Annotated in this window: 28 protein-coding genes and 1 other RNA gene; 19 read left to right on the plus strand and 10 right to left on the minus strand. The window is 60.1% G+C overall.

Annotated elements, in window-relative coordinates; all coding sequences use genetic code 11:
- Window positions 1-9: 9 nt before the first annotated feature.
- The 3 genes from EA797_RS01165 to secB all read left to right on the plus strand — a co-directional run bounded on the left by EA797_RS01165 (window position 10) and on the right by secB (window position 1,258).
- Window positions 10-423, plus strand: coding sequence for a rhodanese-like domain-containing protein (locus tag EA797_RS01165; RefSeq protein ID WP_122163366.1), 414 nt, complete (start codon window positions 10-12; stop codon window positions 421-423).
- Window positions 424-425: 2 nt separating this feature from the next.
- Window positions 426-680 carry a glutaredoxin 3 gene (grxC, locus tag EA797_RS01170; protein WP_122163367.1) on the plus strand — a complete coding sequence of 85 codons (255 nt, stop codon included), beginning with the start codon at window positions 426-428 and terminating at the stop codon, window positions 678-680.
- A gap of 86 nt (window positions 681-766) precedes the next feature.
- Window positions 767-1,258: a protein-export chaperone SecB gene (gene secB / locus EA797_RS01175; protein ID WP_122163368.1), complete on the plus strand. Its 492-nt coding sequence runs from the start codon at window positions 767-769 to the stop codon at window positions 1,256-1,258.
- A 60-nt stretch (window positions 1,259-1,318) separates the two neighbouring features.
- Here secB and EA797_RS01180 read toward each other — a convergent pair whose 3' ends face one another.
- Complete coding sequence (locus EA797_RS01180; protein ID WP_122163369.1) at window positions 1,319-2,296, minus strand: NADPH:quinone oxidoreductase family protein; 978 nt, start codon at window positions 2,294-2,296, stop codon at window positions 1,319-1,321.
- 177 nt (window positions 2,297-2,473) lie between these two features.
- On the opposite strand from EA797_RS01180, the gene EA797_RS01185 reads away from it, so the two are divergent.
- Window positions 2,474-2,878, plus strand: coding sequence for a flagellar basal body-associated protein FliL (locus tag EA797_RS01185; RefSeq protein WP_415846051.1), 405 nt, complete (start codon window positions 2,474-2,476; stop codon window positions 2,876-2,878).
- 26 nt (window positions 2,879-2,904) lie between these two features.
- Here the strand turns inward: EA797_RS01185 and EA797_RS01190 are convergent, their stop codons facing one another.
- Complete coding sequence (locus EA797_RS01190) at window positions 2,905-3,354, minus strand: EVE domain-containing protein (RefSeq protein WP_122163371.1); 450 nt, start codon at window positions 3,352-3,354, stop codon at window positions 2,905-2,907.
- Between the two features lie 195 nt (window positions 3,355-3,549).
- Between EA797_RS01190 and EA797_RS21750 the strand changes: the two genes are divergently transcribed.
- A complete protein-coding gene (locus EA797_RS21750; protein WP_167468757.1) occupies window positions 3,550-3,699 on the plus strand; it encodes a hypothetical protein in 150 nt (49 codons plus the stop codon).
- 41 nt (window positions 3,700-3,740) lie between these two features.
- Here the strand turns inward: EA797_RS21750 and EA797_RS01195 are convergent, their stop codons facing one another.
- The 4 genes from EA797_RS01195 to EA797_RS01210 all read right to left on the minus strand — a co-directional run bounded on the left by EA797_RS01195 (window position 3,741) and on the right by EA797_RS01210 (window position 5,082).
- Complete coding sequence (locus tag EA797_RS01195) at window positions 3,741-4,343, minus strand: 5-formyltetrahydrofolate cyclo-ligase (protein WP_122164639.1); 603 nt, start codon at window positions 4,341-4,343, stop codon at window positions 3,741-3,743.
- A gap of 6 nt (window positions 4,344-4,349) precedes the next feature.
- Window positions 4,350-4,528: non-coding RNA, 6S RNA (gene ssrS, locus EA797_RS01200), on the minus strand.
- Window positions 4,529-4,561: 33 nt separating this feature from the next.
- The gene (locus tag EA797_RS01205) at window positions 4,562-4,876 is read right to left on the minus strand and encodes a cell division protein ZapA (protein WP_122163372.1); all 315 of its coding nucleotides are present in this window, start codon (window positions 4,874-4,876) and stop codon (window positions 4,562-4,564) included.
- Window positions 4,873-5,082 (minus strand): TIGR02449 family protein, encoded by a 210-nt coding sequence (locus tag EA797_RS01210; protein ID WP_122163373.1) that lies wholly within the window; start codon window positions 5,080-5,082, stop codon window positions 4,873-4,875. Before EA797_RS01210 ends, EA797_RS01205 begins: the two co-directional genes overlap by 4 nt.
- Before the next feature lie 123 nt (window positions 5,083-5,205).
- Between EA797_RS01210 and EA797_RS01215 the strand changes: the two genes are divergently transcribed.
- The 9 genes from EA797_RS01215 to gcvP all read left to right on the plus strand — a co-directional run bounded on the left by EA797_RS01215 (window position 5,206) and on the right by gcvP (window position 17,123).
- Complete coding sequence (locus tag EA797_RS01215; protein WP_122163374.1) at window positions 5,206-5,760, plus strand: YecA/YgfB family protein; 555 nt, start codon at window positions 5,206-5,208, stop codon at window positions 5,758-5,760.
- Window positions 5,761-5,773: 13 nt separating this feature from the next.
- Window positions 5,774-7,105, plus strand: a complete 1,332-nt coding sequence (pepP, locus tag EA797_RS01220; protein WP_122163375.1) for a Xaa-Pro aminopeptidase — start codon at window positions 5,774-5,776, stop codon at window positions 7,103-7,105.
- A 2-nt stretch (window positions 7,106-7,107) separates the two neighbouring features.
- The gene (gene ubiH, locus EA797_RS01225) at window positions 7,108-8,286 is read left to right on the plus strand and encodes a 2-octaprenyl-6-methoxyphenyl hydroxylase (protein WP_122163376.1); all 1,179 of its coding nucleotides are present in this window, start codon (window positions 7,108-7,110) and stop codon (window positions 8,284-8,286) included.
- A gap of 140 nt (window positions 8,287-8,426) precedes the next feature.
- The gene (locus tag EA797_RS01230) at window positions 8,427-9,647 is read left to right on the plus strand and encodes a 2-octaprenyl-3-methyl-6-methoxy-1,4-benzoquinol hydroxylase (protein ID WP_122163377.1); all 1,221 of its coding nucleotides are present in this window, start codon (window positions 8,427-8,429) and stop codon (window positions 9,645-9,647) included.
- A 97-nt stretch (window positions 9,648-9,744) separates the two neighbouring features.
- Window positions 9,745-10,746: an extracellular solute-binding protein gene (locus EA797_RS01235; RefSeq protein ID WP_122163378.1), complete on the plus strand. Its 1,002-nt coding sequence runs from the start codon at window positions 9,745-9,747 to the stop codon at window positions 10,744-10,746.
- A gap of 89 nt (window positions 10,747-10,835) precedes the next feature.
- A complete protein-coding gene (locus tag EA797_RS01240) occupies window positions 10,836-12,452 on the plus strand; it encodes an ABC transporter permease (RefSeq protein WP_122163379.1) in 1,617 nt (538 codons plus the stop codon).
- A gap of 139 nt (window positions 12,453-12,591) precedes the next feature.
- Complete coding sequence (gcvT, locus tag EA797_RS01245; protein WP_122163380.1) at window positions 12,592-13,674, plus strand: glycine cleavage system aminomethyltransferase GcvT; 1,083 nt, start codon at window positions 12,592-12,594, stop codon at window positions 13,672-13,674.
- A 77-nt stretch (window positions 13,675-13,751) separates the two neighbouring features.
- Complete coding sequence (gene gcvH, locus EA797_RS01250; RefSeq protein ID WP_122163381.1) at window positions 13,752-14,141, plus strand: glycine cleavage system protein GcvH; 390 nt, start codon at window positions 13,752-13,754, stop codon at window positions 14,139-14,141.
- 105 nt (window positions 14,142-14,246) lie between these two features.
- Window positions 14,247-17,123, plus strand: coding sequence for an aminomethyl-transferring glycine dehydrogenase (gcvP, locus tag EA797_RS01255; RefSeq protein WP_122163382.1), 2,877 nt, complete (start codon window positions 14,247-14,249; stop codon window positions 17,121-17,123).
- Window positions 17,124-17,177: 54 nt separating this feature from the next.
- Here the strand turns inward: gcvP and yihA are convergent, their stop codons facing one another.
- On the minus strand, window positions 17,178-17,831 hold the full coding sequence (gene yihA, locus EA797_RS01260; RefSeq protein WP_122163383.1) for a ribosome biogenesis GTP-binding protein YihA/YsxC: 654 nt from the start codon (window positions 17,829-17,831) through the stop codon (window positions 17,178-17,180).
- Between the two features lie 262 nt (window positions 17,832-18,093).
- Here yihA and EA797_RS01265 point away from each other — a divergent pair, with 262 nt between their 5' ends.
- The 5 genes from EA797_RS01265 to EA797_RS01285 all read left to right on the plus strand — a co-directional run bounded on the left by EA797_RS01265 (window position 18,094) and on the right by EA797_RS01285 (window position 23,179).
- Window positions 18,094-18,726, plus strand: a complete 633-nt coding sequence (locus EA797_RS01265; protein WP_122163384.1) for a c-type cytochrome — start codon at window positions 18,094-18,096, stop codon at window positions 18,724-18,726.
- A 184-nt stretch (window positions 18,727-18,910) separates the two neighbouring features.
- Entirely contained in the window at window positions 18,911-19,540 is a 630-nt protein-coding gene (locus EA797_RS01270) for a thiol:disulfide interchange protein DsbA/DsbL (protein ID WP_122163385.1), read from the plus strand.
- Window positions 19,541-19,546: 6 nt separating this feature from the next.
- Window positions 19,547-20,413, plus strand: coding sequence for an endonuclease/exonuclease/phosphatase family protein (locus EA797_RS01275; RefSeq protein WP_122163386.1), 867 nt, complete (start codon window positions 19,547-19,549; stop codon window positions 20,411-20,413).
- Entirely contained in the window at window positions 20,413-22,257 is a 1,845-nt protein-coding gene (locus EA797_RS01280; RefSeq protein WP_122163387.1) for a diguanylate cyclase, read from the plus strand. The genes EA797_RS01275 and EA797_RS01280 overlap by 1 nt, the downstream gene beginning before the upstream one ends.
- 145 nt (window positions 22,258-22,402) lie before the next feature.
- Window positions 22,403-23,179, plus strand: a complete 777-nt coding sequence (locus EA797_RS01285; protein ID WP_122163388.1) for an N-acetylmuramoyl-L-alanine amidase — start codon at window positions 22,403-22,405, stop codon at window positions 23,177-23,179.
- A gap of 9 nt (window positions 23,180-23,188) precedes the next feature.
- On the opposite strand, the gene EA797_RS01290 is transcribed toward EA797_RS01285, so the two are convergent.
- Genes EA797_RS01290 through algB form a run of 3 tightly spaced genes read right to left on the minus strand, consistent with a single transcriptional unit; the run spans window position 23,189 to window position 26,760 of the window.
- Window positions 23,189-23,596: a DUF1330 domain-containing protein gene (locus EA797_RS01290; protein ID WP_122163389.1), complete on the minus strand. Its 408-nt coding sequence runs from the start codon at window positions 23,594-23,596 to the stop codon at window positions 23,189-23,191.
- 33 nt (window positions 23,597-23,629) lie between these two features.
- Window positions 23,630-25,417 (minus strand): KinB sensor domain-containing domain, encoded by a 1,788-nt coding sequence (locus EA797_RS01295; protein ID WP_122163390.1) that lies wholly within the window; start codon window positions 25,415-25,417, stop codon window positions 23,630-23,632.
- Window positions 25,414-26,760: a sigma-54-dependent response regulator transcription factor AlgB gene (gene algB / locus EA797_RS01300; RefSeq protein ID WP_122163391.1), complete on the minus strand. Its 1,347-nt coding sequence runs from the start codon at window positions 26,758-26,760 to the stop codon at window positions 25,414-25,416. Before algB ends, EA797_RS01295 begins: the two co-directional genes overlap by 4 nt.
- Window positions 26,761-26,775 lie beyond the last annotated feature (15 nt).

The raw sequence follows: 26,775 nt of genomic DNA on the forward strand, positions 1-26,775 counted from the left end.
ACCCTTTTGATGGTCGCTAACCTGATTGAATTTGTCTCTAACCACTATCTGCTGGTCAGCATCTTTTTGGTGTTGCTGGTTCTTCTCGCCGTCACCGAGGCGCGCAAGGGCGGAAAAAGCCTGAGCAACCGCGAGTTGACCAACTTGGTCAACCGCGACGAAGGCGTGGTGTTGGACGTGCGTGCGAAGAAGGAGTTCGACGCCGGTCACATCGTCGACGCGTTGAACATTCCACACGAAAAGCTGGTCAGCCGACTAGGTGAGCTGGAGAAGCACAAGGCCAAGATGATCGTCGTCGTCGACGCCATGGGCCAGCACGCCGGAACGGCCTGCCGTGAGTTGCAGAAGGCGGGCTTCACAGCCGCGAAGCTGTCCGGAGGGATTTCCAGCTGGCGCGGCGAAAATCTGCCAGTGGTCAAATAACTATGTCAAAAGTCGTCATGTACACCACCGCCTGGTGCCCGTTCTGCATTCGGGCCAAGAGCCTGCTCGATCGCAAAGGCGTCAGCTATGAGGAGATTCCCGTCGATGGGAAGCCTGCGTTGCGCTCGGAAATGGCGACAAAGGCAGGACGTACTTCTGTCCCCCAGATATGGATCGGTGACGAGCACGTCGGCGGATGCGATGAGCTGCATGCACTCGAGCGGGCTGGCAAGCTGGATGCGATGCTCTCGGCGTAACCCTAACAAGCGGCCTGTCTGCAGTTGGCTAAATGCTGGTGCTGGCAGGGCAATCAAATACGACATGCACAACAAGAAGGCTTCACATGACTGAACAAGCAAACAACGGCGCCGCTGCTCAGGAAGAGCAAGGTGCACAGTTCTCCCTGCAGCGCATCTACGTACGTGACGTCTCTTTCGAGGCTCCTAAAAGCCCGGAGATCTTCCGTCAGGAGTGGAATCCAAGCGTCGCGCTGGACTTGAACACGAAGCAGAAGTCGCTAGAGGGCGATTTCCACGAAGTGGTTCTGACGCTTTCAGTGACAGTCAAGACAGGCGAGGAAGTAGCCTTCATCGCTGAAGTTCAGCAGGCCGGCATCTTCCTGATCAAGGGGCTTGAGCCGCAGGCAATGAGCCATACGCTCGGCGCGTTTTGCCCGAATATTCTTTTCCCTTATGCGCGTGAAGCCCTCGACAGCCTGGTCACCCGTGGGTCGTTCCCCGCGCTTATGCTGGCACCGGTGAATTTCGATGCGCTTTATGCCCAGGAAATGGCGCGCATGCAGCAGGGCGGCGAAGCGCCTGCTACCGCTCACTGATTACTCCTCGCTTCAAGCCTGCCGCAGGGCGCCAAGCGCTCTGCGGTAGCGACTCAGATTTCAACGTACCTTGACGACCAGCTTGCCGACCGCTCTACGCTGGGCCAGGGTATTGATCGCCTCAGCCGTCTGCTCCAGCGCGAAAGTTTGTGACACCAAAGGCTTGAGCTTGCCCTCGGCATGCCAGGCGAACAGTTGCTTGAAGTTCGCCGCGTTGTCATGTGGCTGACGCCGAGCGAAGCTGCCCCAGAACACCCCGATCAGCGAGGCGCCCTTGAGCAGCGGGAGATTGGCCGGCAGTGACGGGATATCTCCCGCTGCGAAGCCGACCACCAGCATCCGGCCGTTCCAGGCGATGCTGCGAAAGGCTTCTTCGAACAGTTTCCCGCCGACCGGATCATAGATCACGTCTACGCCCTCGCCGCCAGTGAGTTCTTTCAAGCGTTCCTTGAGGCTGGTTTCGGTGTAGTTGATCAGCTCATCAGCGCCTGCATTCTTGGCAACTTCAAGCTTTTCAGCCGTCGATGCGGCAGCTATGACCTTGGCGCCCATTGCTTTGCCGATTTCAACCGCGGCCAGACCTACGCCGCCGGAGGCGCCAAGTACCAGCAAGGTTTCTCCAGGTTGAAGGTTGGCGCGCTGTTTCAGCGCATGCATCGAGGTTCCGTAGGTCATGCTGAACGCGGCGGCCGTCGAAAAATCCATGGCTGGCGGTATCGGCAGCACGTTATCTCCAGGCACAGCTACCTGTTCGGCAAAGCTGCCCCAGCCAGTCAACCCCATCACGCGATCGCCCACCTTCAAATGGGTGACTTTTTCGCCTACTGCAGCCACGACGCCAGCTGCTTCACCGCCTGGAGAGAAAGGGAACGGTGGCTTGAACTGATATTTGCCTTCGATCATGAGCGTATCCGGGAAATTCACGCCGGCGGCATGAACGTCGAGTAATACCTCGCCCTTCTTGATCTGGGGCCCGTCGATCTCTTCTATTACCAGCTTTTCTGCCGGGCCGAACTCTTTGCACAGGACAGCTTTCATCAGGATTCCTTTTATCGTTTGAGATGAGGCTATGACCGGGTAGGGATCGGGTCAGTCTAGAAGCCTGCTCCGTTGGCGCAACGAGCATGGTCTGGCCTGATGGCGACACATAAGGCCGGGCTTGGGTCTGCGGCCGTCACTGGTTATGCTGATCTGCATATCCCCCGGAGTATCGCCGTGAACCGTATTCTTGTTTTTCTGTTTGCTCTTTGTGTGGCACAGGCAGCGCTCGCTGAGAGCGCGGAAGGCGATGCGGCTGCGCCGAAGGCCATCTATTACGCGCTAGTGCCCGCGCTGGTTGGCAACTATGGTTCCGATGGCAAGCTCAAGTACTACAAGGCGGACATCGCGTTACGGGTAAGCGGCGCCGAAGCGGAGGCAAAGGTGAAACACCACGAGCCTTTGATCCGCAATCAGTTGGTGACGCTTTTCTCCCAGCAGACGGACGCCACCATAGGCACCGTCCAGGCCAAGGAGGCGCTCAGGCAGGAAGCGCTCAAGCAGGTGCAGGCGGTGTTGACCCAGGAGGAGGGTGCCCCCCTGGTCGACGATTTGCTGTTCAACAATCTCATCGTCCAGTAGCTGCGGTCATTCTGACTAAAGCGGGTTCAGCGCATCGCCAAGATCACGTGCCACTCGGCTTCACCCACGGGCATCACCGAGAGCCGGCTGCCTTTCTGGACGAGGGGCAGCTGCGACAGCGCTGGATGGCTTTTCAGCTGCGGCAGCGTCAATACGGTGTCAAAGCGCTCCACGAACCCGACGTCGACCGCGCTCCACGGGTTTTTCTCGGCCTTAGCCTTCATATCGAAGTAAGCAGAGTTCGGGTCGATTGCGGTTGGGTCAGGATAGGCGGCGCGCGTAATGCGGCCGATCCCGGCGATACCGGGTGTCGCGCAACTTGAATGATAGAAAAAGAACAAGTCGCCCTCTGCCATCGCTCGCAGAAAGTTTCGAGCCTGATAATTGCGTACACCGTCCCAGCGGCTGTACCCGAGTTCCTCTAGATTCCGAATGGAAAATTCGTCCGGTTCAGACTTCATCAGCCAGCACGGCATGGTCTTTGCTCTCTTTCTTTTGCTTTAAGAGTCTCAGATGCGAAGTCCCCGACAGTCGGTTGCTACGCTGGTTTGCGCTGCACCGAGGCATGGCGGAGAATGCCGCGCTTGAGGTAGGTGGTGTCGAGTCTCCAAAACCAAAACGATATTGACTCGTCGTAAGACTATTCGCCTGGCAGGGGGAGGCGAAAAACTATGAAACGTAAGCCAGATATTCTTTGGGTCCTGGTACTGATTTTCGGTCTCGGTGTAGTGACGACGGGCTATACCCAAGGGCTATGGGAAGCGTCGGACAATTCCTCGTCCATGGTTCCTATCAGCCACTCGCAGCAACTTCAGCGCTAGCCTGAAGCGCCGCATGGACGCGGCTGAACACCTGGCTTTCCCTATTTTCCATACCATCCGCGATCAGTCACCGTTGCCTGCAAGCTCACATCCCAGCTTGCGACGGGAATAAGGTCGACCTTCTGACATTCATGAGCTAGACCTAAAAGTGTCGGTTTGTGACCATTTTTGCGCCTTTTGCGATAGGCCAGGCTTCGGTCATAGAAGCCTCCGCCCATGCCCAGTCGGCCGCCGCGCTCATCGAATCCCACCAAAGGCATCAATACCAGGTCAAGCGCCCACATGCGTCTCTGCTGGCCGGGGCGAAATGCTGGCTCGGCGATGCCGAAGCGGTTTGGCTTCAGTCTTTCGTTGGGTTTGATCCGTTGGAACACCATGCGCGTACGGGGCCAGGCGTTCAGGACCGGAAGATAGGTTGCCTTTCCTCGCCGTTGGGCCTCATGGAGCAGCGGGCGCGGGTCGATTTCACCGTCATTGGGCAAATAGAGGGCGACGTGGCGACTTCTGCGGAACAGCGGGTGTTGCGCCAGCTGCCGATAGAGCAGCTTGGCTGCTTGGCGCTGTTGGGCGGGAGACATTTTGCGGCGTGCTTGACGCAATTGCCGTCGCAGCGCCGGACGCGAAAGTCCTTCGGCTGCGATCATGAATTGAGGCTCCCCAGCATGCCGCTGCCCGCGTAGGCCCTTGAACCCGAGAGTTCAAGGTGGCGACTACAGAGTACCTTAAGGCTTTCCGTCAGGCGGACATGCACACCGGCACTACGTGTAGCCTCCATGGTGTTGCTTATCGGGAGAGGGTCATCGCCGACTGGCGAACATGCCAGGGAGTGGGCGGGATTATAACGCAATCTGTCTGCCGTTCATCAGTTGCCGGTTGGGTTTGGATCGGCGGCCAGAGCGCTGTCCACTCGCTCCAGCAAAGTACGCACGTGTTCACGAGCGCTGTTGGCTTCTGCATCAAGACGGTCATGCTTGTGCAACAGCTCATGGGTAATGTTCAGTGCGGCCATCACCGCGACTCGATCTGCGCCGATGACTTTGCCGCTGCTACGGATCTCACGCATCTTGCGGTCAAGATAATGAGCGGCGCCTTCGAGGTTGCTGCGTTCTTCGGGTGGACAGGAAATACAATATTCCTTGTCCATGATGTGCACGGTGACGGTGTTCGGCTGGGTCATGAGTCCTGCTCCAGGGCTTTCAGGCGCGAAATCATTGATTCGACCTTCACCCGTGCCATTTCGTTCTTTTCGATCAGATGAGCGCGTTCCTCGCGCCAGCTCTTCTCACTGTTGAGCAACAGACAATTCTGCACCTTAAGTTGCTCGATGCGTTGTATCAGCTGTTCCAGTTTGGTGGTCAGCAGCTGCAAGTCGGCGTCTTCCATGGGATTCCCGGGTAATGGCGCGAGCGTTGGCTAGTCCGGCTTCGATGGTCTTGGCTCGTATGCCGATGCTAGGATACAAGGCCTTCATTCTAGACATTAGCGCCTTCGTGCGCCTAGCTGCCAATGCCCATTCAAAACTCGCCGTATGCCGCCTTTGCCACCTTGCTAGCCAACAGTGCCCAACCTGTCACCCCCGCCGAGCTGCATGGGCTATTGCTCGGGCGAAGCTGCGCCGGGGCTGGTTTCGATGCCGAATCGTGGCTCATCGATGCCGTCGAGTTGCTCGGCGCCGAGCCCGAAGAGTCAGTACGCCAGGCACTTCTGGGTCTTCAGGAGATGGTCAAGGGCGAGCTCGCCGGAGAAGATATCGCCATCGTTCTGCTGCTTCCCTCCGATGATGCGCCGCTTACCGAGCGCGCCCAGGCGCTGGGCCAGTGGTGCCAGAGTTTCCTGACCGGTTTTGGTCTGATTGCAGGTGATCGAGCGCTAAGCGGTGAGGCCGTGGAGGTCCTGCAAGACCTTGCAGCAATCGCGCAGATACAGGATTCGCTGGAAGAATCCGAAGACGGCGAGAACGACTACATGGAAGTCATGGAATACTTGCGAGTTGCGCCGCTGTTGTTGTTCACCGAGTGCGCCAAGCCGGTAGCGGCGACGCCGAAGCCCTCCTTGCATTGAGGACCGTCAGCCCATGACTCGAATTCCCAGATCGGAATACGCCCGTAGGCGCAAGGCGCTGATGGCAGAGATGGAGCCCAACAGCATCGCCATCCTTCCGGCGGCGCCGATGTACATCCGTAACCGCGACGTCGAGCATATCTACCGTCAGGACAGCGATTTCCAATACCTGTCGGGTTTTCCGGAGCCCGAAGCGGTGATTGCTCTGATCCCTGGCCGCGAGCATGGGGAGTACGTGCTGTTCTGCCGTGAGCGTGATCCCGCACGTGAATTGTGGGACGGGCTGCGCGCCGGGCAGGACGGTGCCATCGCCGAATATGGCGCCGACGACGCGTTCCCCGTCGGGGATATCGACGACATTCTTCCCGGGCTGATCGAGGGGCGTTCGCGTGTCTATTATGCCATCGGCAGCAATCAGGAGTTCGATCATCGCCTGATGGAGTGGATCAATACGATCCGCTCCAAGGCTCGCCAGGGCGCGCAGCCGCCGAATGAGTTCGTCGCCCTCGACCATCTCCTGCACGACCTGCGCCTTTACAAGTCGGCCAATGAAGTAAAGGTGATGAAGCACGCGGCGGAGATATCCGCGCGTGCCCACATCCGTGCCATGCAAGCCAGCCGCGCTGGGCTTTACGAGTACCACCTCGAAGCGGAGCTGGACTACGAGTTCCGCAAGGCCGGTTCGAAGATGCCGGCCTACGGTTCTATCGTTGCAGCAGGCAAGAATGCCTGCATCCTGCATTATCGGGAGAACGATGCGGTGCTCCGGGATGGTGATCTGGTGCTGATCGATGCGGGCTGTGAAATCGATTGCTACGCCAGCGACATCACGCGCACATTTCCTGTCAATGGGCGCTTCTCGCCCGAGCAGAAATCCATCTACGAACTGGTACTGAAGGCAAACGAAGAAGCGTTCAGCCACATCGCGCCTGGCAAACACTGGAACGAAGCTCACGAGGCGACCGTGCAGGTCATCACCACAGGGCTGGTCGAGCTCGGACTGCTTCAGGGTGACGTGCAAGAACTGATCGCAGCCGAAGCCTACAAGCCCTTCTATATGCATCGCGCCGGCCACTGGCTTGGCATGGATGTCCATGATGTCGGTGACTACAAGGTAGGCGGAGAGTGGCGGGTGCTTGAGCCTGGCATGTCGATGACAGTCGAACCGGGTATCTACATTGCGGCAGACAATCAGGATGTGCCTAAGAAGTGGCGCGGTATCGGTGTCCGCATCGAAGACGACGTTGTAGTGACCAAGACAGGCTGCGAGATCCTGACCGGCGGCGTACCCAAATCCGTTGAGGAAATCGAAGCGCTGATGGCGGCTACGGCCGAGGGCGCATAAGCATGAGCAGCCTGGCCATTGTGGGCGGTGGGCTGGTCGGTGCAAGCCTGGCTCTGGCACTGCAAGAAGGCGCCTGGGCGCGTGGCTGGAAGATTGAGCTGATCGAGCCGTTCGAGCCGGGCAACGAGTATCAGCCAAGCTACGACGCACGTTCCACCGCACTGTCCTATGGAACCCGGCTGATCTATCAGCGCCTTGGCGTGTGGGAGCAGATTGCGCAGCGAGCTCAGCCGATCACTCGTATTCATGTATCTGATCGCGGGCGTGCCGGCGCCACTCGACTCGATGCCGAAAACCAGAAAGTACCGGCGCTGGGCTATGTAGTGGAGAACGCCTGGATCGGGCATTGTCTGTGGCAGGCTCTGGATGACCGAGTCGTTACCCGCCATTGCCCTGCCGAAGTCGAGCGCATGCAGCCGCATGCCGACGGCTATCGGCTGACCCTGACCAACGGCGACTCTCTGGGCTGTGAACTTGCGGTGCTGGCCGATGGAGGGCGCTCGGCATTGCGTGAACAGCTCGGTATAGGCATCAAGCGCACGCCTTACGATCAGACTGCCCTTATCGCCAATGTCACGCCTGGCAAGCCGCACGGTGGGCAGGCGTTCGAGCGCTTCACCGATGAAGGCCCGATGGCTTTGCTGCCGTTGGCGGAGAATCGTTGTGCACTGGTCTGGACCCGACCCGATAAGGATGCCGCGCGGCTGGCGGCGCTGCCTGAGGCCGATTTCCTCAGAGAGTTGCAGCAGGCTTTCGGTTACCGCCTAGGTGGATTTCAGCAAGTTGGCGCGCGGCACCTCTATCCGCTCGTACTGATCGAGGCCGAGGAGCAGGTTCGCTCCGGTCTTGTGGTGCTCGGTAATGCGGCGCACAGCTTGCACCCGATCGCAGGGCAGGGCTACAACCTGTCACTGAGAGATACCGAGGCCCTTGCGGCTGCGTTGTTGAGCAGCTCGTCAGGAATTGGCGATCTTGCGGTGCTACAGAACTACCATCGGCGCCAGCGCGCAGACCAGTGGCTGACGGTTGGATTTTCTGACCAGCTGACGCAGCTCTTCAGCGATACCTCGCGGCTGTCGGCTGCTGCTCGGAACCTGGGGTTGATTGGGCTGGATCTGTTGCCACCTGCCAAGACATGGTTTGCCAGGCAGGCCATGGGGCTCGGCGTGCGCGAGCGTTGACCGGACAGCTCCATCGACTCTGCATGCGAGCAAATGGCTGATCCAGCAAGCTGAAACCAGCGACACACGCCACGCACACGCTGGTGCGGGCAAGCAGACCCTATTAGGCACGCCGGAGCTCGGCGTGCAGGAGAGCACAGATGCAAACGGACCTCATCATTGTCGGAGCCGGGATGGTTGGCAGCACCTTGGCGCTCGCGCTCAGGGATGCCGGTCTCAGCATCAAGTTGATTGATGCAGGTCCGTTGGAGATTCAGCCCTGCGCGCCGTCCGATACATTCGAGCCACGTGTCAGTGCGCTGTCTGCTGCCAGTCAGCGGATTCTCGAGCGCGTCGGTGCGTGGGCCGGGATCACCCATCGTCGCGCCAGCCCGTACACCGACATGCACGTCTGGGATGGCTCCGGTACCGGGCAGATTCATTTCTCTGCAGCCTCCGTGCATGCCGACGTCCTCGGTCATATCGTCGAGAACCGCGTAGTGCAGGATTCTCTGTTGGATGTGCTGAAAGATGACGGCTCCGTTGAACTGCTGCCCAATGCACGCCTGGAGCAACTGCAACGTAGCGAGCGGGGCTGGAGCTTGACCCTCTCCGACGGCAAACAGGTGGAGGCCACGCTGGTGGTGGCAGCCGACGGTGCCAATTCAGCCGTGCGGCGCCTGGCCGGTTGCGAGACGCGCGAATGGGATTACCTGCATCAGGCCATCGTGACCAGCGTGCGTTGTGCCAATTCCAACCAGCAGACCGCCTGGCAGCGGTTCACGGATGAGGGGCCGTTGGCGTTTCTACCGCTGCAGAAAGAAGGCGATTCGCACTGGTGCTCGATCGTCTGGTCCGTTACAGAGACCGAAGCGCAGCGTCTGATGGCGTTGGATGACGCGGCCTTTCGTCACGCGCTGGGGCGGGCGTTCGAGTTTCGTCTGGGTGATGTGTTGGACGCTGACCCTAGGCTCTGCATCCCGCTGCGCCAGCGACATGCCAAGCGTTACGTCCAGCACGGCCTGGCGCTGATTGGCGATGCGGCACACACCATTCACCCTTTGGCGGGGCAAGGCGTCAATCTCGGTCTGCTGGATGCCGCGGTGCTTGCGGAGGTTCTGATCGCTGCAATCGCGAGGGGGGAGCAACTTGGCGACCCGCGTGTGCTAAGTCGATTCGAGCGCCGCCGGATGCCGCATAACCTGGCCATGATGGCGGCTATGGAGGGCTTCGAACGTCTGTTCCAGGCAGACCCATTGCCGTTGCGCTGGTTGCGTAATGCTGGCCTGAAAGGCATTCAGGCGCTGCCCGAAGCCAAGGCTCTGTTCGTCCGGCAGGCGTTGGGCCTGAGCGGCGACCTGCCAGGGCTGGCGAAAGTCTGATCGTTCAGCAGTCAGCCAGCGCGAATTGTCGCGTTGAGAAAGTAAATGACATTCACTACTATTCAGCATCTTTCACGAACTGATAAGAGGCTGATCCATGCAGGCAAGCAAAGGTTTACTCGCCGCTCTGGCGCTCTCCGCGCTGTCGAGCGCTGTACAAGCTGCCGATGAAGTAGTGGTTTACTCCTCGCGAATCGATGAGCTGATCAAGCCGGTCTTCGATGCGTATAAAGCCAAGACCGGTGTCAACGTCAAGTTCATTACCGATAAAGAAGCCCCGCTGATGGCCCGCATCAAGGCCGAAGGCGCGAACACCCCTGCCGACCTGCTGTTGACCGTAGATGGTGGCAACCTCTGGCAAGCCGAGGAAATGGGCATCCTCCAGCCGCTGAATTCCCAGGTGGTCAAGGACAACATTCCTGCACAGTACCGCTCTTCCGCCGATGCCTGGACGGGTCTGTCCTTGCGCGCCCGGACGATTGTCTATTCGCCCGACCGTGTCGAGCAGAACGAAATGTCGACCTACGAGGCGCTTGCGGACAAGAACTGGGAAGGCCGTCTGTGCCTGCGTACCAGCAAGAAGGTCTATAACCAGTCGCTGACTGCCACCATGATCGAGACCCACGGTGCCAAGAAGACCGAAGAGATCATCAAGGGCTGGGTCAACAATCTCGCAACCGACGTCTTCGCCGACGACACTGCGCTGGTCCAGGCGGTCGATGCCGGGCAGTGCGACGTTGGAATCGTCAATACCTACTACTTCGGCCGGCTGCATGCGCAGAATCCGGATCTTAAAGCCAAGCTCTTCTGGCCGAACCAGAATGACCGCGGCGTTCACGTCAATCTTTCAGGCATCGGTCTGACCAAGCATGCGCCCAATCGCGAAGCGGCGCTGAAGCTGGTCGAGTGGATGACCACGCCGGAAGCGCAGAAGATCTTCGCTGACATCAACATGGAGTTCCCGGCCAATCCGAATGTCGAGCCTTCTTCGGAAGTCGCTGCATGGGGTGATTTCAAGGCGGACACCATTCCTGTCGAGGTCGCTGGTAAGCGCCAGGCTGAAGCCATCATGCTGATGGACCGTGCTGGCTGGAATTGACAGCCGCCTGCAGTCGATAGGCTGCACTGCCGTTATACTCGACGCCCCCGGCCTGCCGGGGGCGTTGTCTTTCTGCTTCCGAGGCTTGCGTGTCCCACCCCGTTGAGCGCCGCTGGTACCCCATCACCTTTGCAGTTGCCGCGCTGGTATTGCTGCCGCTGAGTGTCCTGCTTTTCAGTTGGGGTGACGTCGACACCAGCATCTGGTCGCACCTCTGGCAAACCCAGATGCCGCGCTTGCTGAGCAACACTCTGACGCTGGTCGTGGGGGTGTCGGTGGGCGTAACGGTGTTGGGCGTCAGCCTGGCCTGGTTGACGGCTCTGTGCGAATTCCCAGGTCGGCGCTGGCTGGACTGGGCGCTCATGCTGCCGTTCGCGATTCCTGCCTATGTCCTGGCGTTCGTGTTCATCGGCCTGCTGGATTTCTCAGGGCCGGTGCAAACCCTTGCGCGGGAGTGGTTCGGCAGCGGTGTGCGCTTCCCTCGGGTGCGTTCCACTGGCGGGGTGATTACCGTGCTGGTGCTGGTGTTCTATCCCTACGTCTACCTGCTAGCCCGCTCTGCATTCCTTGCTCAGGGCAAAGGGCTGATGGAAGCTGCGCGGGTGCTCGGCCATTCGCCTTGGAAGGCATTCTGGAGTGTCGCGCTGCCGATGGCGCGGCCGGCGATCGGTGCAGGGCTGGCGCTTGCGCTGATGGAGACGCTGGCCGATTTCGGTGCCGTGGCGGTGTTCAATTTCGATACCTTCACCACTGCGATCTACAAGACCTGGTACGGCTTTTTCAGCCTGACCAGCGCAACCCAGCTGGCCAGTCTGTTGTTGCTCGCGGTGATGCTGGTGCTCTATGGCGAGCGTCGCGCGCGCGGTGCAGCGAGGCCTGCCAACGACCGGGCACGCTCGGGGGCGCTGTATCGGCTGACCGGACTCAAGGCTCTGGCGGCTAGCGGTTGGTGTGGTCTGGTATTTCTCTGCGCTTTCGTGATACCGATGTTGCAGTTGTTGGTGTGGCTCTGGCAACGCGGGCGGTTCGACCTCGACGAACGCTACGCCGGGCTTATCCTGCACACCCTCTATCTGGGCGGCATGGCTGCGTTCATCACCGTTGCGGTTGCCTTGCTATTGGCTTTCGCCCGGCGTCAGGCGCCCGTGCGCTCGGTCAAGGCGGCGGTCGGCTTGTCGAATCTGGGCTATGCGCTACCGGGTTCGGTCCTGGCGGTTTCGATCATGCTTGCGTTCAGCTATCTCGACCGCGAACTGGTCATTCCGCTATCGGCCTGGCTTGGCGGCAGCGCCAAGCCGATTTTGCTCGGCAGCCTGGGTGCGTTGCTGCTGGCCTACCTGATTCGCTTCATGGCAGTGGCGTTCGGTCCGCTGGAGAGTGCCCTGGCGCGGATTCGGCCGTCGCTGCCGCAGGCTTCGCGAAGCCTCGGTGTCGGAGGTGCTGCGCTGTTCTTCCGCGTCTACCTGCCGCTGTTGCTGCCGGGCACGCTGAGTGCCGCGTTGCTGGTATTCGTCGACGTACTGAAAGAGATGCCGGCCACGCTGCTGATGCGCCCGTTCGGTTGGGACACGCTGTCGGTGCGGATCTTCGAGATGACCAGTGAGGGCGAGTGGGCGCGTGCCGCGCTGCCCGCGTTGACGCTGGTGCTGGTAGGGCTGTTGCCTGTCATTCTGCTTATCCGCCGTTCGGCAAGACGGGTCGGTTAAATACGCTCCATCGTCTCACCGTGACCTGTCACAACCTTGGGGCTACAATGCGCGCCATCCAAAAATCGTCGGGCCAGCCGCTCGACTCTAATAAGCTTTGCCCCCGCCGCTTCGGCGACCTGCCCGGAAGGAGAAACCCATGGGTCAGCGTACTCCCCTTTATGATCAGCACCTCGCACTTGGCGCCAAGATGGTCGACTTCGGTGGCTGGGACATGCCGCTGCATTACGGCTCTCAGGTAGAAGAACATCACCAGGTGCGGCGTGATTGTGGGGTGTTCGACGTATCCCACATGACGGTCGTCGACGTGGCGGGCCCGGACGCCACCGCCTATCTCCAACGCCTTCTGGCCAATGACGTGAGCCGGCTGGTGCAGGTGGGCAAAGCGCTCTATACGGCAATGCTCAATGAGCGGGGCGGCGTGGTGGACGACCTGATCGTCTATCTCACCGAGTGGGGCTATCGACTGGTCGTCAACGCCAGCACTCGAGACAAGGACATTGCCTGGATGCAGGCGTTGACCGAAGGCTTCACCGTCGAAGTTAAGGAGCGCCCTGAGCTGGCCATGCTTGCCATTCAGGGGCCGCATGCGCGCGCCAAGACCGCCGAGCTGGTGGATCAGGGGCGCGCCGCACTCATCCAGGAATTGAAACCATTCAACGGGCGGGCGGCAGGAGATTGGTTCATCGGTCGCACCGGCTATACCGGCGAAGATGGCCTGGAGATCATCCTGCCGGCCGAGCAGGCTCCCGATTTTCTCAGCGAGCTGGTCGGTGCAGGTATTCCTCCGATCGGGCTGGGGGCGCGTGACACGCTGCGCCTGGAGGCCGGGCTCAATCTCTACGGCCAGGACATGAACGAAGATGTGTCGCCGCTGCAGGCGAACATGGGTTGGACTGTTGCTTGGGATCCAGCCGAGCGCGATTTCGTCGGCCGCACCGCTCTGGAAGCGCAAAAGGCTCAGAGCGATCTGCCCAAGCTGGTAGGTTTGGTACTCGAAGAGCGCGGTGTGCTGCGTGCTCACCAGCCCGTACGCGTCAATGGCGTCGGCGATGGCGAGATCACCAGCGGCAGTTTTTCGCCTACCCTTGGCAAAGCCATTGCGCTCGCGCGGGTCCCGGCGAGTACCGGCGACCGCGCCGAAGTGGAGATCCGTGGCAAATGGTATCCCGTGCGCGTGGTGCAGCCGACTTTCGTGCGTCACGGCAAAGTACTGGTGTAAATTCGGCCGACTGCTTCACGTCAGCGGGTGGCCTAGCCCGCTTGTGCGCAAACTGACAGCTTTTTGAGGACTTACTGATGAGCGACATCCCCAGCGATCTGCGTTACGCCGCCAGCCACGAGTGGGCCCGCCTCGAAACGGACGGCAGTGTGACCGTCGGTATCTCCGATCACGCACAGGAAGCCCTGGGTGACGTGGTGTTCGTGGAGCTGCCCGAGGTCGGGCAACAGCTCACGGCCGGGCAGCAGGCCGGTGTTGTGGAGTCGGTCAAGGCTGCTTCGGATATCTACGCGCCGATTTCCGGCGAGGTTGTCGCGATCAACGAGCAGCTCACCGACTCGCCTGAGATGGTCAACGGCGAGCCTTACGGAAGCTGGTTCTTCCGTATTCAGCCGAACGATGCCTCTGAGCTCGACAAGTTGCTTGACGCAGAAGGCTACAAAGCCTCCTGCGACGCCGACGCCTAAGCATTTTCCATCTTGAAAGCCCTGTAATGCAGGACGCGGAAAAACGATGTGCTCGTTTTATCCGCCCTGTGTTCCAGGGCTTTTTCCTTTCGCGAGAGAGCAGTGATGTCACAGGTACCGCGCCTTTCCCAGCTTCAGCAGCCTGACGCATTCTTGCGTCGTCACCTCGGCCCAGATGCGGCTGAACAGCAAGCCATGCTTGACGCGCTGGGGCTATCCAGTCGCGAGCAGCTGGTCGAGCAGACCGTGCCGCCAGCGATCCGTCTGCAAGGGCCGCTCGAGTTGCCGCCTGCGCTGGATGAGCAGGGAGCGCTCGCTCGACTGCGCGGTTACGCTGAACAGAATCAGCTCTGGACCAGCCTGATCGGCATGGGATACCACGGTACCATCACGCCGCCGGTGATCCTGCGCAACGTGTTGGAAAACCCGGGCTGGTATACCGCCTACACACCCTATCAGCCTGAAATTGCCCAGGGTCGCCTCGAAGCGCTGCTCAACTTCCAGCAGTTGACCATCGATCTCACGGGCCTTGATCTAGCCAACGCCTCGCTGCTCGATGAGGCAACCGCAGCTGCAGAGGCCATGACGCTGGCGCGGCGCATGGCGAAGAGCAAAAGCAACCGCTTCTTCGTTGATGAAAACTGCCATCCGCAGACACTGTCGGTCGTGCAGACCCGTGCTGAAGCGTTCGGCTTCGAGCTGGTCTTAGGCACGCTGGAAGATGCAGCGTCTCAGGATGTCTTCGGTGCGTTGCTGCAATACCCCGACACCCATGGCGAAATTCGGGACCTGCGCCCGGTCATCGAGGCGCTGCATGGAAAACAGGCGCTTGCTTGCGTTGCCGCCGACCTGCTCAGCCTGCTGCTGCTGACCCCGCCTGGCGAGCTGGGTGCGGATGTGGTACTTGGCTCCACTCAGCGATTTGGCGTGCCGATGGGCTACGGCGGCCCCCATGCTGCCTATTTCGCGACACGCGATGCCTATAAGCGGGCAATGCCAGGCCGCATCATCGGCGTTTCAAAGGATGCTCGCGGCAACACTGCGCTGCGTATGGCGCTGCAGACCCGTGAGCAACATATCCGTCGCGAAAAGGCCAACTCCAACATCTGCACGGCGCAGGTCCTGCTGGCAAATATCGCCAGCTGCTACGCGGTCTACCACGGTCCCGAAGGGCTCAAGCGCATCGCGCAGCGCACGCACCGGCTGACAGCGATCCTGGCAACCGCGCTCGAGCAACGTGGCATCAAGCGCATCAACCGGAATTTCTTCGACACCCTGACGCTCGACGTCGGCGGTGCGCAGACGGCCATTCTGGAAAGCGCCCGGGCGGCGCGTATCAATCTGCGTATCCTCGGTCGGGGCAAACTGGGCGTCAGCCTTGATGAGACCTGCAACGAGGCAACGGTCGAGCAGCTGCTGGCAGTGTTCCTCGGTGCAGACAATGGTCTCGATATCGCCACGCTCGATGCTGGCGAGATCGCTAGCGGCATCCCTGCTGAGCTGCAGCGCAGCAGCGGCTATCTCACTCATCCGGTGTTCAACACTCACCACAGCGAGACCGAGATGCTGCGCTACCTCAAGCAGCTGGAGAACAAGGACCTGGCATTGAACCAGGCAATGATTCCCCTTGGCTCATGCACCATGAAGCTCAACGCTACCAGTGAAATGATTCCTATCACCTGGCCGGAATTCGCCAATCTGCATCCTTTTGCACCGCAGGAACAGGCGCAGGGATACAAGTTGATGATCGAGGAGCTGGAAGCCTGGCTCTGCGCGATCACGGGCTTCGACGCGATCTCCATGCAGCCCAATTCCGGTGCGCAGGGCGAGTACGCAGGCCTGGTCGCGATTCGCAAATACCACGAAAGCCGCGGTGAGGGTCAGCGCGATATCTGTCTGATTCCGTCCTCGGCACACGGTACCAACCCGGCATCGGCACAGATGGTCAGCATGCGTGTCGTCATCGTCGAGTGCGACAAGGCCGGCAATGTCGATCTGGAAGATCTCAAGCGCAAGGCTGCTGAAGCGGGCAACAAGCTGTCTTGCCTGATGATCACCTATCCGTCGACCCACGGCGTATACGAGGAAGGGATTCGCGAGATCTGCGAGGCCATTCATGCTCAGGGCGGCCAGGTTTATATGGACGGCGCCAACCTCAATGCCCAGGTGGGGCTGGCGCGCCCGGCTGACATCGGCGCCGATGTCTCACACATGAACTTGCACAAGACCTTCTGCATACCGCACGGCGGCGGTGGTCCAGGCATGGGGCCGATCGGTATCAAGGCGCATCTGGCGCCGTTCGTCGCCAACCATCCGGTGATTGAGCTGCAAGGGCCGAACCCAGAAAACGGTGCGGTCAGTGCTGCGCCTTGGGGTAGCGCCAGCATCCTGCCGATCAGCTGGATGTACATCGCGATGATGGGCCCGCAGCTGCGTGACGCCACCGAGGTTGCGATCCTCAGTGCAAACTACCTGGCGATGCGTCTGGACGGTGCCTTCCCGGTTCTCTACAGCGGCCGCAACGGACGCGTCGCTCACGAGTGCATCATCGATTTGCGTCCATTGAAGGCGCAGACAGGGATAACAGAAGAGGACGTCGCCAAGCGCCTGATCGACTACGGCTTCCACGCGCCAACCATGTCGTTTCCAGTGCCCGGTACGCTGATGATCGAACCAACCGAAAGCGAATCGAAAGCTGAGCTGGACCGATTCGTCGAGGCGATGCTGAGCATTCGTGCCGAGATCGCCAAGGTGCAGGACGGCGGTTGGCCGGCAGAAGACAACCCGTTGGTCCGTGCGCCGCACACCCTGGCCGATGTAACGCATGCCTGGGATCGCCCTTACAGCATTGCCGAAGGCGTAACGCCCAGTGCTCACACCCAGGCCCATAAATACTGGCCGGCGGTGAATCGGGTCGATAACGTCTTTGGCGACCGCAACCTGTTCTGCGCGTGCGTGCCGGTCGACGATTATCGCGAGTAAAAAAAAGGCCCGCTCTGCGCCTGATGGCAGAGCGGGCCTTTTCGCTAGCGCGGGCTAACCCTCAGACTGCTCTCTGGCGTCTTCGTCGTCGCCAATCATTCCCAGCAGTTGCGCCAGTACCAGCTGTGCTTCTTCGACACCCTGACGTTTCGGGGCAGAGAACAGCTGCACGCTGACGCCATCTCCCCAGCCTTTGCGGATGTCGCGCTGGATCGCCAGCAACGCGTTTTTTGCCGCGCCAAAGGCCAGTTTGTCCGACTTGGTAAGCAGGATGTGCAGCGGCATCTCGCTGGCATTGGACCAGTCGAGCATCATCCGGTCGAACTCGGTCAGCGGATGACGAATGTCCATCATCAGAAATACCCCAGCCAAGCTTTCTCTGCTGCTCAGATAGGCTTCCAGGTGACGCTGCCAATGCTGTTTGAGCGGGATGGGCACCTTCGCATAGCCGTAACCGGGCAGGTCCACCAGGCGATGGTTGTCATCCAGACGAAAGAAATTGAGCAGCTGGGTGCGACCCGGTGTCTTGGATGTGCGCGCGAGACTGGCGTGAGTCAGGGTGTTCATCGCGCTGGATTTTCCCGCATTCGACCGGCCGGCAAACGCGACTTCGAGTCCCTCGTCTGCCGGGCATTGATCGACCTTGGCGGCGCTGGTCATGAAGGTGGCTTGCTGGCAGAGGCCGAGAATCGGGTTTTTGGGGAGCATGGGCTTTCCGGTGAGTGCGCGGGGTGCGGCAATGGTTCATTTCCGTTTCAGTAGCGCCAGTATATAATGCCGCAGATTTTGTGTGCGCTTTGGTCTTCAACGAGCCGCCTGAAACGGTTTCAATGGCTGCCAAAGCGGTCGTTCTCACCGTTGGTACGGCAGGCCAAACGTCGCCTTCTAACGAGCATTGTCACTGTCCCAGCGGGCATGGCTGCCGAATAAGAGATTCCTTTTTAACCCTTAGCCGTAGTTGGATGAGCTGATGAACAAAGTACTCGTGAGTCTGCTGTTGACCCTTGGCATCACCGGTATCGCCCACGCGGCTGGAAACGCCGAAGCCGGTCAGGAAAAGGTTGCAGTCTGTGGTGCATGCCACGGTGCCGATGGCAACAGTGCCGCACCAAACTTCCCCAAACTGGCAGGTCAAGGCGAGAACTATCTGTTCAAGCAGTTGCAGGACATCAAGGTCGGCAGCAAGCCGGGCGCACCGGAAGGCGAAGGGCGCAAGGTGTTGGAAATGACCGGCATGCTCGATCCGTACAGCGATCAGGACCTGGCCGATATCGCGGCGTATTTCGCCAGTCAGAAGACCACTATCGGTATGGCTGACCCGGCGCTGGTTGCTCAGGGCGAAAAACTGTTCCGTGGCGGCAAGGTTGAAGAAGGAATGCCAGCCTGCACGGGTTGCCACGCACCCAATGGTGTCGGTAACGAGCTGGCGGGGTTCCCTCATCTGGGAGGCCAGCATGCAGCCTACACGGCCAAGCAGTTGACCGACTTCCGCGAAGGCAACCGTACCAATGACGGTGACACGATGATCATGCGCACCATTGCGTCGAAGCTGACCAACAAGGACATCGAAGCCCTGTCGAGCTACATCCAGGGCCTGCACTGATCGCCTGAGCGGTCAGCCTGAATGAGGGCGTTCATGGCGTTAGCCTGAACGCCCTTTTTTTGTTTATGGCGTCGCTATAATGATTGTCAAGATATTGAAAAGCGTTGGAAAGCGCTGGCGAGCACGCATTATTTGTTGCAGCCTGTGGCGCTAACGCTCAGCCGTACCTCACAAGGGAGTCACCATGCGTAAACTCGTTCTTAGCGCCGTCCTCGCTACCGCCAGCCTGTTCGGTATGGCAGCTCACGCGGCTGAATTCCAGGCCGGCAAAGAGTATGTCGAGCTCAAGAATCCTGTCCCTGTAGCAGAGCCGGAGAAGATCGAGGTGGTGGAGCTATTCTGGTATGGCTGCCCGCATTGCTACCAGTTCGAGCCGATCATCAATCCATGGGTCAAGCAGCTGCCGGATGATGTCGACTTCAAGCGCGTACCGGCCATGTTTGGCGGCGCCTGGAATGTTCACGGGCAGATGTTTCTCGCCCTTGAGTCCATGAACGTCGAGCAGGACGTTCATGACGCTGTGTTCAATGCCTATCACCGCGACGGCAATAAGCTCGAGACCCCGGAAAAGATGGCTGAGCTTGTAGAAGGCCATGGCGTGGATAAAGCGGCCTTTCTGAAAGCCTATAACTCTTTCGGCGTGAAAAGCCGTGCCGAGCAGGCGAAGAAGCTGGGGATGGCTTATCAGATCACAGGCGTGCCGGTAATGGTCGTCAATGGCAAATATCGCTTTGACATCGGTTCAGCTGGCGGTCCGGAGCGAGCACTGGAAGTGGCCGACTTCCTGATCGAAAAAGAACGCGCCGCCCGGTAAGCGCGGATGCTTCGCCGCTGGAGTTCGCCTCGCTTGGCAGGCCCTGGGCAAACCAGGGTCAACCCGCAATGCCTGGACGCTAGCGGCCTTCCTTGTAACGGCCGCTTGCGCCTGCTGAGTTTCAATATTCAGGTTGGCATCAGTACTGAACGCTATCACCACTATCTAACGCGGAGCTGGCAGCATTTGCTGCCGCATCCCGGCCGCGCCCGAAATCTGCAGCGCATCGGCGAGCTGCTCGAGAACTATGACCTGGTGGCATTGCAGGAGGCGGACGGCGGTAGCATGCGCTCGGGCTATGTCAATCAAGTCGAACATCTCGCTCAGCTCGGTGCATTTCCCTACTGGTATCAGCAGCTAAACCGCAACCTCGGCCGCTTCGCCCAACACAGCAATGGCGTGCTCAGCAGATTGGAGCCGCATGGGCTGGAGGATCATCCACTACCTGGCCCATCGGGCCGCGGCGCGATTCTGCTGCGCTTCGGTGAAGGCGATGATGCGCTGATAGTAGTGGTGATGCATCTGGCGCTCGGCGGCGGCACGCGTACTCGCCAACTGGCGTATATCCGCGAGCTGATCGGCGGCTACCGGCATCAGATCCTGATGGGGGACATGAATACCCATGCCAGCGACCTACTGGAGCACTCCCCGTTACGTGACCTCGGCCTTCAGGCGCCGCAGATCGAGGCGACTTTTCCTAGCTGGCGTCCACAACGCTGTCTTGACCATATTCTGTTGAGCCCGAGTCTCACGCTCGAGCGTGTCGACGTGTTGGGCCAAGCCAGCTCGGACCACCTTCCAGTGGGTGTCGAGATCCGTTTGCCCGACGCGCTGCATACCAGCGCATTGCCTGTACCTATGGATGGGATCTGATGAGCGACGACGCGCAACGCTGGAAAGAGAAATACCTGCATTCGCTGGAGCAGCACGAGCAGCTGGAAGGGCGCTGGAATACGCGCCTGGACCTGCTGCGCCGCAGCCTGGTTCGCAGCAGCTTTGCCGTCGATGGCGCTGATCCGGCTGTCGAGCAGTGCATGCGCGAACTTCGCGATGTGCTCCGCGACGACGTCCAGGATGACCGCCTGGGTGCGCTTGTACCGCGCCTTGAGCGAGCGGTTCTGGATACCGAGCGCAGCAAGCAGGAGCGTCTCCAGCGCCTGACTGAGGCGCTTGATCGACTGGCGTCACAACTGCTCGACCTGCCGCTGCCCAGCGAAATTCGCAAACCCTTGAAGAAATTCACCCGGGGACTCGGCGAGCGTGCCGCCCAGTCACGTGAATTGCCGGGCCTGTTGAGCGAACTCGGTGAGTTTCAAAGTCAGGCGCTTTCTGCTCAGCAGGCGGGTGGCTCGAACTCGGTTGGTTTGCTAGGTCGTTTGTTCGGTCAGCGCGACCGGCCTGCTGAGATGTTGACGGCTTCGCAAACGGAGCCGCCGCCACAGGCTAATCCGGCGGATCAACCCGCAGTGCAGCCAACGGGGCGCGGGAGCGAACCGGCGGAACAGGCAGCGCCTGCCGACGAATCAGTTTCTGCCCCAGTTCAGCCGGAGCCACCACACGTATCCGCTGACGCGGCTTTTCTGGTGCCCGCCAGCGAAGCCTCCCCTGTCCTTGTTACGTCTGAAACGACTAAAGCTGACCCCTATCAGTTACCGCCTTCGCCGGAGCAGGCCTACAGCGCAATTGCCGAGCGAGTCGAGTCAACGCTCTTCGCACTTCTCGATGACCTACAGCTGCCCGAGCACCAACAGCCGCAGGCGCAGGCGTTGCGTGAACGAATTCAGCATGGCCTGAACTGGTATGAGCTGGTCCCTGTTTTGGATGATCTAGCTCAGTTACTGATCTCCGTCGCCGATCTGGGGCAGCGAGAGTTTGAAAGCTACCTGAAGCTTCTCAACGAGCGGCTGGCCACCATGCAGGACAGCCTCAGTGCTGCTCGTGAGGGACACGTGCAGAGCCAGGAGTCTGCGCAGGCGCTGGACGAAGAGCTGCGCCAGCAAGTGGGTGGTTTGCAGGACAGCATGCTCGGAGCCAAGGACCTGCCAACGCTGAAGCAGGCGGTGCAGGTGCGTCTCGACGGACTGCTGGAAACCGTCGACGCCTACCAGCGTCAGCGCGGTGAGCAGGAGCAGCAGCTGAGCGAGCGTCTGAGTACTCTGGTCGAGCGTGTCGCCAGCCTGGAGCAGGCAGCGACAGGAATGCGCGAGCATCTCGAAGAACAACGCCAGAAAGCACTGCAGGACCCGCTTACCGGTTTGCCGAACCGAGCTGCGTGGAATGAGCGGCTGGAGTTGGAAGTGGCGCGCCAGCAGCGCTACGGCGGACAGTTGCTGCTGGCCGTGCTTGATGTCGATTACTTCAAGCGGATCAATGACAGTTTCGGTCATCTGGCCGGTGATCGGGTGCTGAAGATCATCGCCGGTGAATTGCGCAGACGGCTGCGCAAAACTGATTTCATCGCCCGTTTCGGGGGAGAAGAGTTCGCACTGCTGCTGCCGGAGACACCCGCCGACGCCGGCTTGAAACTTCTCGATGGCCTGCGCTCGGGTATCCAGGAATGCCCTTTCCACTTCAAGGGAGAGCGTATCGAAGTCACGCTGTCCGGCGGTCTCGCCAACTTCGCAGAGAAGGATGTGGCGGAGAAGGTTTTCGAGCGCGCCGATCAGGCGCTCTACCGGGCCAAAGGGGCCGGGCGCAATCGGATAGAGACGGGCTGACCAGTCGCTCTGGGAGCATGCTGGCCGCCTCGCTATAATCCGACCTTCAACACCTGCGCCGCGCTCCAGACGTGGCCGTCCGGGCGGCTCGCCCGATTCAACTGCGCAAAGTCTGCGTCATCTTGTTGTCGACCAGAGGTGCCGAATGAAAGCCCTGATTTCCGCTGCGATCCTGTTGTTGCTCGCTGGTTGCTCCAGTGGCCCGCGTATCGATACCAGTTACACGTCTCTGGGCCAGGACAGTCGAGCCCAGTTCATCGTCATCCACTACACCTCCAGCGACTTGCAGCGTTCGCTCGACATTCTCAAGGGCAACGATGTCAGCAGCCATTATCTGATCGGAGAGTCGCCCGCGACCATCTACCGACTGGTGGACGAGAACCGCCGCGCCTGGCATGCCGGCGATAGCCAATGGAATGGTCGCACTTGGCTCAACTCCAGCTCCATTGGCATCGAGCTGGTCAACCGTGGTTACGTCGAGGGTGCGCAGGGTCGGTTGTGGTATCCCTATTCCGAGGAGCAGATCGACGCGTTGATCGTGCTGCTCAAGGACATCATGCAGCGCAATGGGTTGAAGCCTGGAGCCATCGTCGGCCACAGCGACATCGCTCCGCAGCGCAAGGTCGATCCGGGCCCGCTTTTTCCATGGAAGCGCCTGGCCGACGCGGGTCTGGTACCCTGGCCTGACGCTACAGCGGTAGCCCGGCAGCGCGATCTGCTTGCGACCGCTATGCCGGACGTGGGCTGGTTCCAGGCGCAGCTGGCCCGTCAGGGCTACAAGGTCCCGGAGCATGGGTATCTTGATCTTGAAACACGTAACGTCATCGCTGCGTTTCAGATGAAATATCGGCCGGGCCGTTTTGACGGTGAGCCGGACGTCGAAACCGCGGCGCTGCTGGCAGTGCTCAATGCTGCTGGTTGAAAAACTGCGTCAGCTGCGCGGCGTGCATGCAATCAACCTCGAGTCAGCCAGGGCGGCGGTGCGGTGTATCGCGGCGGCCTGATACTCCGCATCACTCAACATTGTCAGGAACGCCTGGGGTGATGGATAGCGGACAAGAAGCACTTCGTCCCAGCTCTCCTGGTCCGGTGCGATCAATGCCACTCGCGCTTGAGCCATGCTTTCCACGGCGCCTCCGGCCGTGCGTACCTTGAGCAGAGCCGTGCGGCTGTAACGCGCATACGCCTCTTTGCCCGAGCATGGTTGCTCGCCGCTCCCGGCTGGATAGACGGCATCGGCATTGAAACGCAGCAAGTTGAGCATGACGATCGGCTCGCCAGCAGGCATATGCTCGGCGAACCTTTTAAGCTGATCGGCGCTTGGATTGAGGCTGGGCATGGCGGCTCCTTTGTTCTTCCAGCCCTGCCAGGCTCAGATTGGCAGGGCGATGTAGAAGATGGTGCCGTGGCCGATCCGTGAATGCACGCCGATACGACCACCATGCAGCTGGGCGATTTCCTTGCATAAGGCCAGGCCCAGTCCGGCGCCGCCGCGGCGCCGGCCGATCTGTACGAATGGCTCGAATATCCTGGCCTGCTGGCTATAGGGAATGCCTTCGCCATTGTCTTCGACGCTGAGGATGACCCGCTCGCCGTGATGCCGCGCGAGCAGGCGTATCTCGCCGCCATCGGGGGTGTGACGTAGGGCATTGCTGAGCAGGTTGTCCAGCACCCGCTCCATCTGTTGCCGGTCCAGCAACAAGTTAGGCAGCGGTGTCTGCAATTCCAGCTTGATGTCGATGTCGTTCTGCATCGCAGCCGCCTGGAAACGCTGCCGGGCCTGCTCCAGCAGCTGCGACGGATCGCACGGCTCGCGTTCGAGTTTCTGTTGGCCGCTCTGGTAGCGCGAGAAGTTGAGCAGGTCGTTGATCAGGGTGACCAGACGCTGCATTTCTTCGTGAACGGTGTTGAACAGGTCCGCCTCGCGGCTGTTGTCGGGGTACTTGGTGCGCTCGCGCAGCAGACTGAATGCCATCTGCATTCCGGTAACAGGCGTGCGCAGCTCGTGGGAAGCGCGCAGGACGAATTCATTGCGCACGCGCTCGAAGGTGCGCTGATCGGTGACGTCGTGGAGCACCATAACAGCGCCGCTGATACGTCCATCGTGATGGTTTACTGGGCTCATTCGCCATGACAGAAGTCGGCGTTCACCGTCTGCTTCGATGACCAGGTCTTCTGGCGGGCCGGACAACGACTTGTCATCCAGTACCTGTTGCGCTGCTTCGTCCAGTTCCGGATAGCCGAGCGCTTGGCCAAGGGTCGAGCCAAGATGCTCGGTTTCCCAGGCCAGCTGGCGCTGCGCAACGGGGTTCGCATGCTCCAGGCGGCCCTGCCGGTCGACGATCAGAAGACCATCGTCGATGCTGTCGAGCAAGGCCTGCAGGCGCTGTTGGCCGTCGACCAGCGCCTCGACATTGGTTTGCTTGAAGTCATGCAGCGCCTGCGCCATCAGGCCGAAGCGGTGTATCAGCGACGACAGCTCGGCAATGGGCGATGAGGGCAGGTTGATGTTGAAGTCGCCTCGGCCTATCTGATCAGCGACGCTGGAAAGCTGTTCGATTGGATCACCGAAACGCCGGGCAAAACTGTGTGCGGTGACAAAGCCGATCAACAGGACTGCAATCCCCGTCAGACCGAGCAATCCAGCCAACAATTGGGCGCGTTCACGGCTACGGATTTCGGTATCGCGAATCTGGTCGTAGGCGCTCTGTTGCATCTCGACCATGAGCTCGCGTACACGGCTGAAAGACTGACCAAGGGGATTGTCTTCCAGCAGTGTGGAGTTGTCGGTGGTAGGCGTTTCCAGCTCAGTCAGAAACTCTGAATAAGCGTCGGCGATCACCTGATAGGCGTCGCGGTCTGTCGGGCGTGGTGCCTGCGCCATCCCTCTAGCCAGTGCGTCCTGGAAGGCGTCGCGGTTCTTGGCGAAGCCTGCGGGGTCATTCTGGTTCCGTACCAGCAGTAGAAGATGATTATTGAGCGCATGCCGCAGTTGCTGGTTGACCTCGATGACGCCGAAGTTATCGCGAATGAGTTTTTCCTGACTCTTGGCCATCTGCACCACGCTGACCAGTGCCAGTAACAGGCCAAGCAGCGCTACGGTCATCAGGGCCGAGAAGCCAAGAAATAGGCGGGTTCTCAGCTTCATTTGCAGTTTCATAGGCCGTATTGCTTACGTTTTCGGTAGAGCGTCGAGGCGTCGATGCCGAGGATTCTGGCGGCCTGCTCAAGGGTATCGCTTGTGCTCAACACGCCGGAAATATGCACTTTTTCCAACTCTTCCAGGCTCAGGGCCTCGCCTATGCGAGGCGCGTTACTGATGCTGTGATCGGCAAGGCCCAAGTGGGTCACCTCGATCATCGGCTGTGGACAGATGATGCTGGCGCGCTCCACAACGTTGCGCAGCTCACGCACGTTGCCAGGCCAGCGGTAGGCTTTCAGCGCAGCGATGGCGTTATCACTGAAACCGCGCGCCGGGCGACCATAGCTTTTTACGAAGAACGCAAGGAAGCGCTCGGCGAGGGTCAGCACGTCTTCCGGGCGCTCACGCATCGGTGGCAGGTTGAGAGTGATGACGTTAAGGCGGTAGAGCAGGTCTTCGCGGAATTTGCCTTCCCGAACCATCTCTTCGAGATTCAGGTTGGTTGCGGCAAGAATGCGCACATCGGCGCGGCGCGTGACCGGATCGCCGACGCGTTCGTATTCCTTGTCCTGAATGAAACGGAGCAACTTTGGCTGCAAAGCCATGGGGAAATCGCCAATCTCGTCAAGAAACAGCGTGCCGCCATCTGCTTGGTTGACGCGGCCCAGGGTGCTTTCGGTGGCCCCGGTGAAGGCACCACGGTTGTGACCGAAGAGCTCGCTTTCCATCAGGTCTGCTGACAGCGAAGGACAGTTAATGGTGATGAACGCCTTCTTCGCGCGACGGCTCCAGTTGTGAATCGCCCGAGACAACTCGCCCTTACCGGTGCCCGACTCGCCGAGGATCAGGATATTGGCATCGGTATCGGCTACCTGCCGTGCAGTCTCGAGGACGTTCATCATGGCCGGGCTATGGGAGCCGAGGGCATCGCTGCGCTTCTGGACTTCGCCTTCCAATGCTTCAAGTCGGGCGGCCATCTGGCGCACTTCAAGTTGCTTGGCCGCCGACAGGCGCAGCTGCTCAGGGCTGCAAGGCTTGACGAGATAATCCGCCGCTCCCGCCTGCATTGCATCTACTGCCGTATCCACTGCCGAGTGTGCGGTGACGATCACGACGCGCATCCAAGGGGCCAGCACGCGCATCTGTTGCAATACATCGAGGCCGTTGTCTTCGCCTAGACGCAAGTCGAGAAAACACAGATCGAATACCTGGCGCTGCAGGATCGCTTCGGCCTGCGAGGCGCTGGCCGCGGTGACTACCGTATAGCCGCGGTCTTCGAGGCAGTAGCGGAAGGTTCGCAGGATCGCGGCCTCGTCATCCACCAGGAGAATGCGGCCACCGGTGTCGGTCGTTTGATCCATGAAGGCTCCATCAGG

The organism is Stutzerimonas zhaodongensis (genome assembly GCF_003696365.1).
Taxonomy (GTDB): Bacteria; Pseudomonadota; Gammaproteobacteria; order Pseudomonadales; family Pseudomonadaceae; genus Stutzerimonas; species Stutzerimonas zhaodongensis.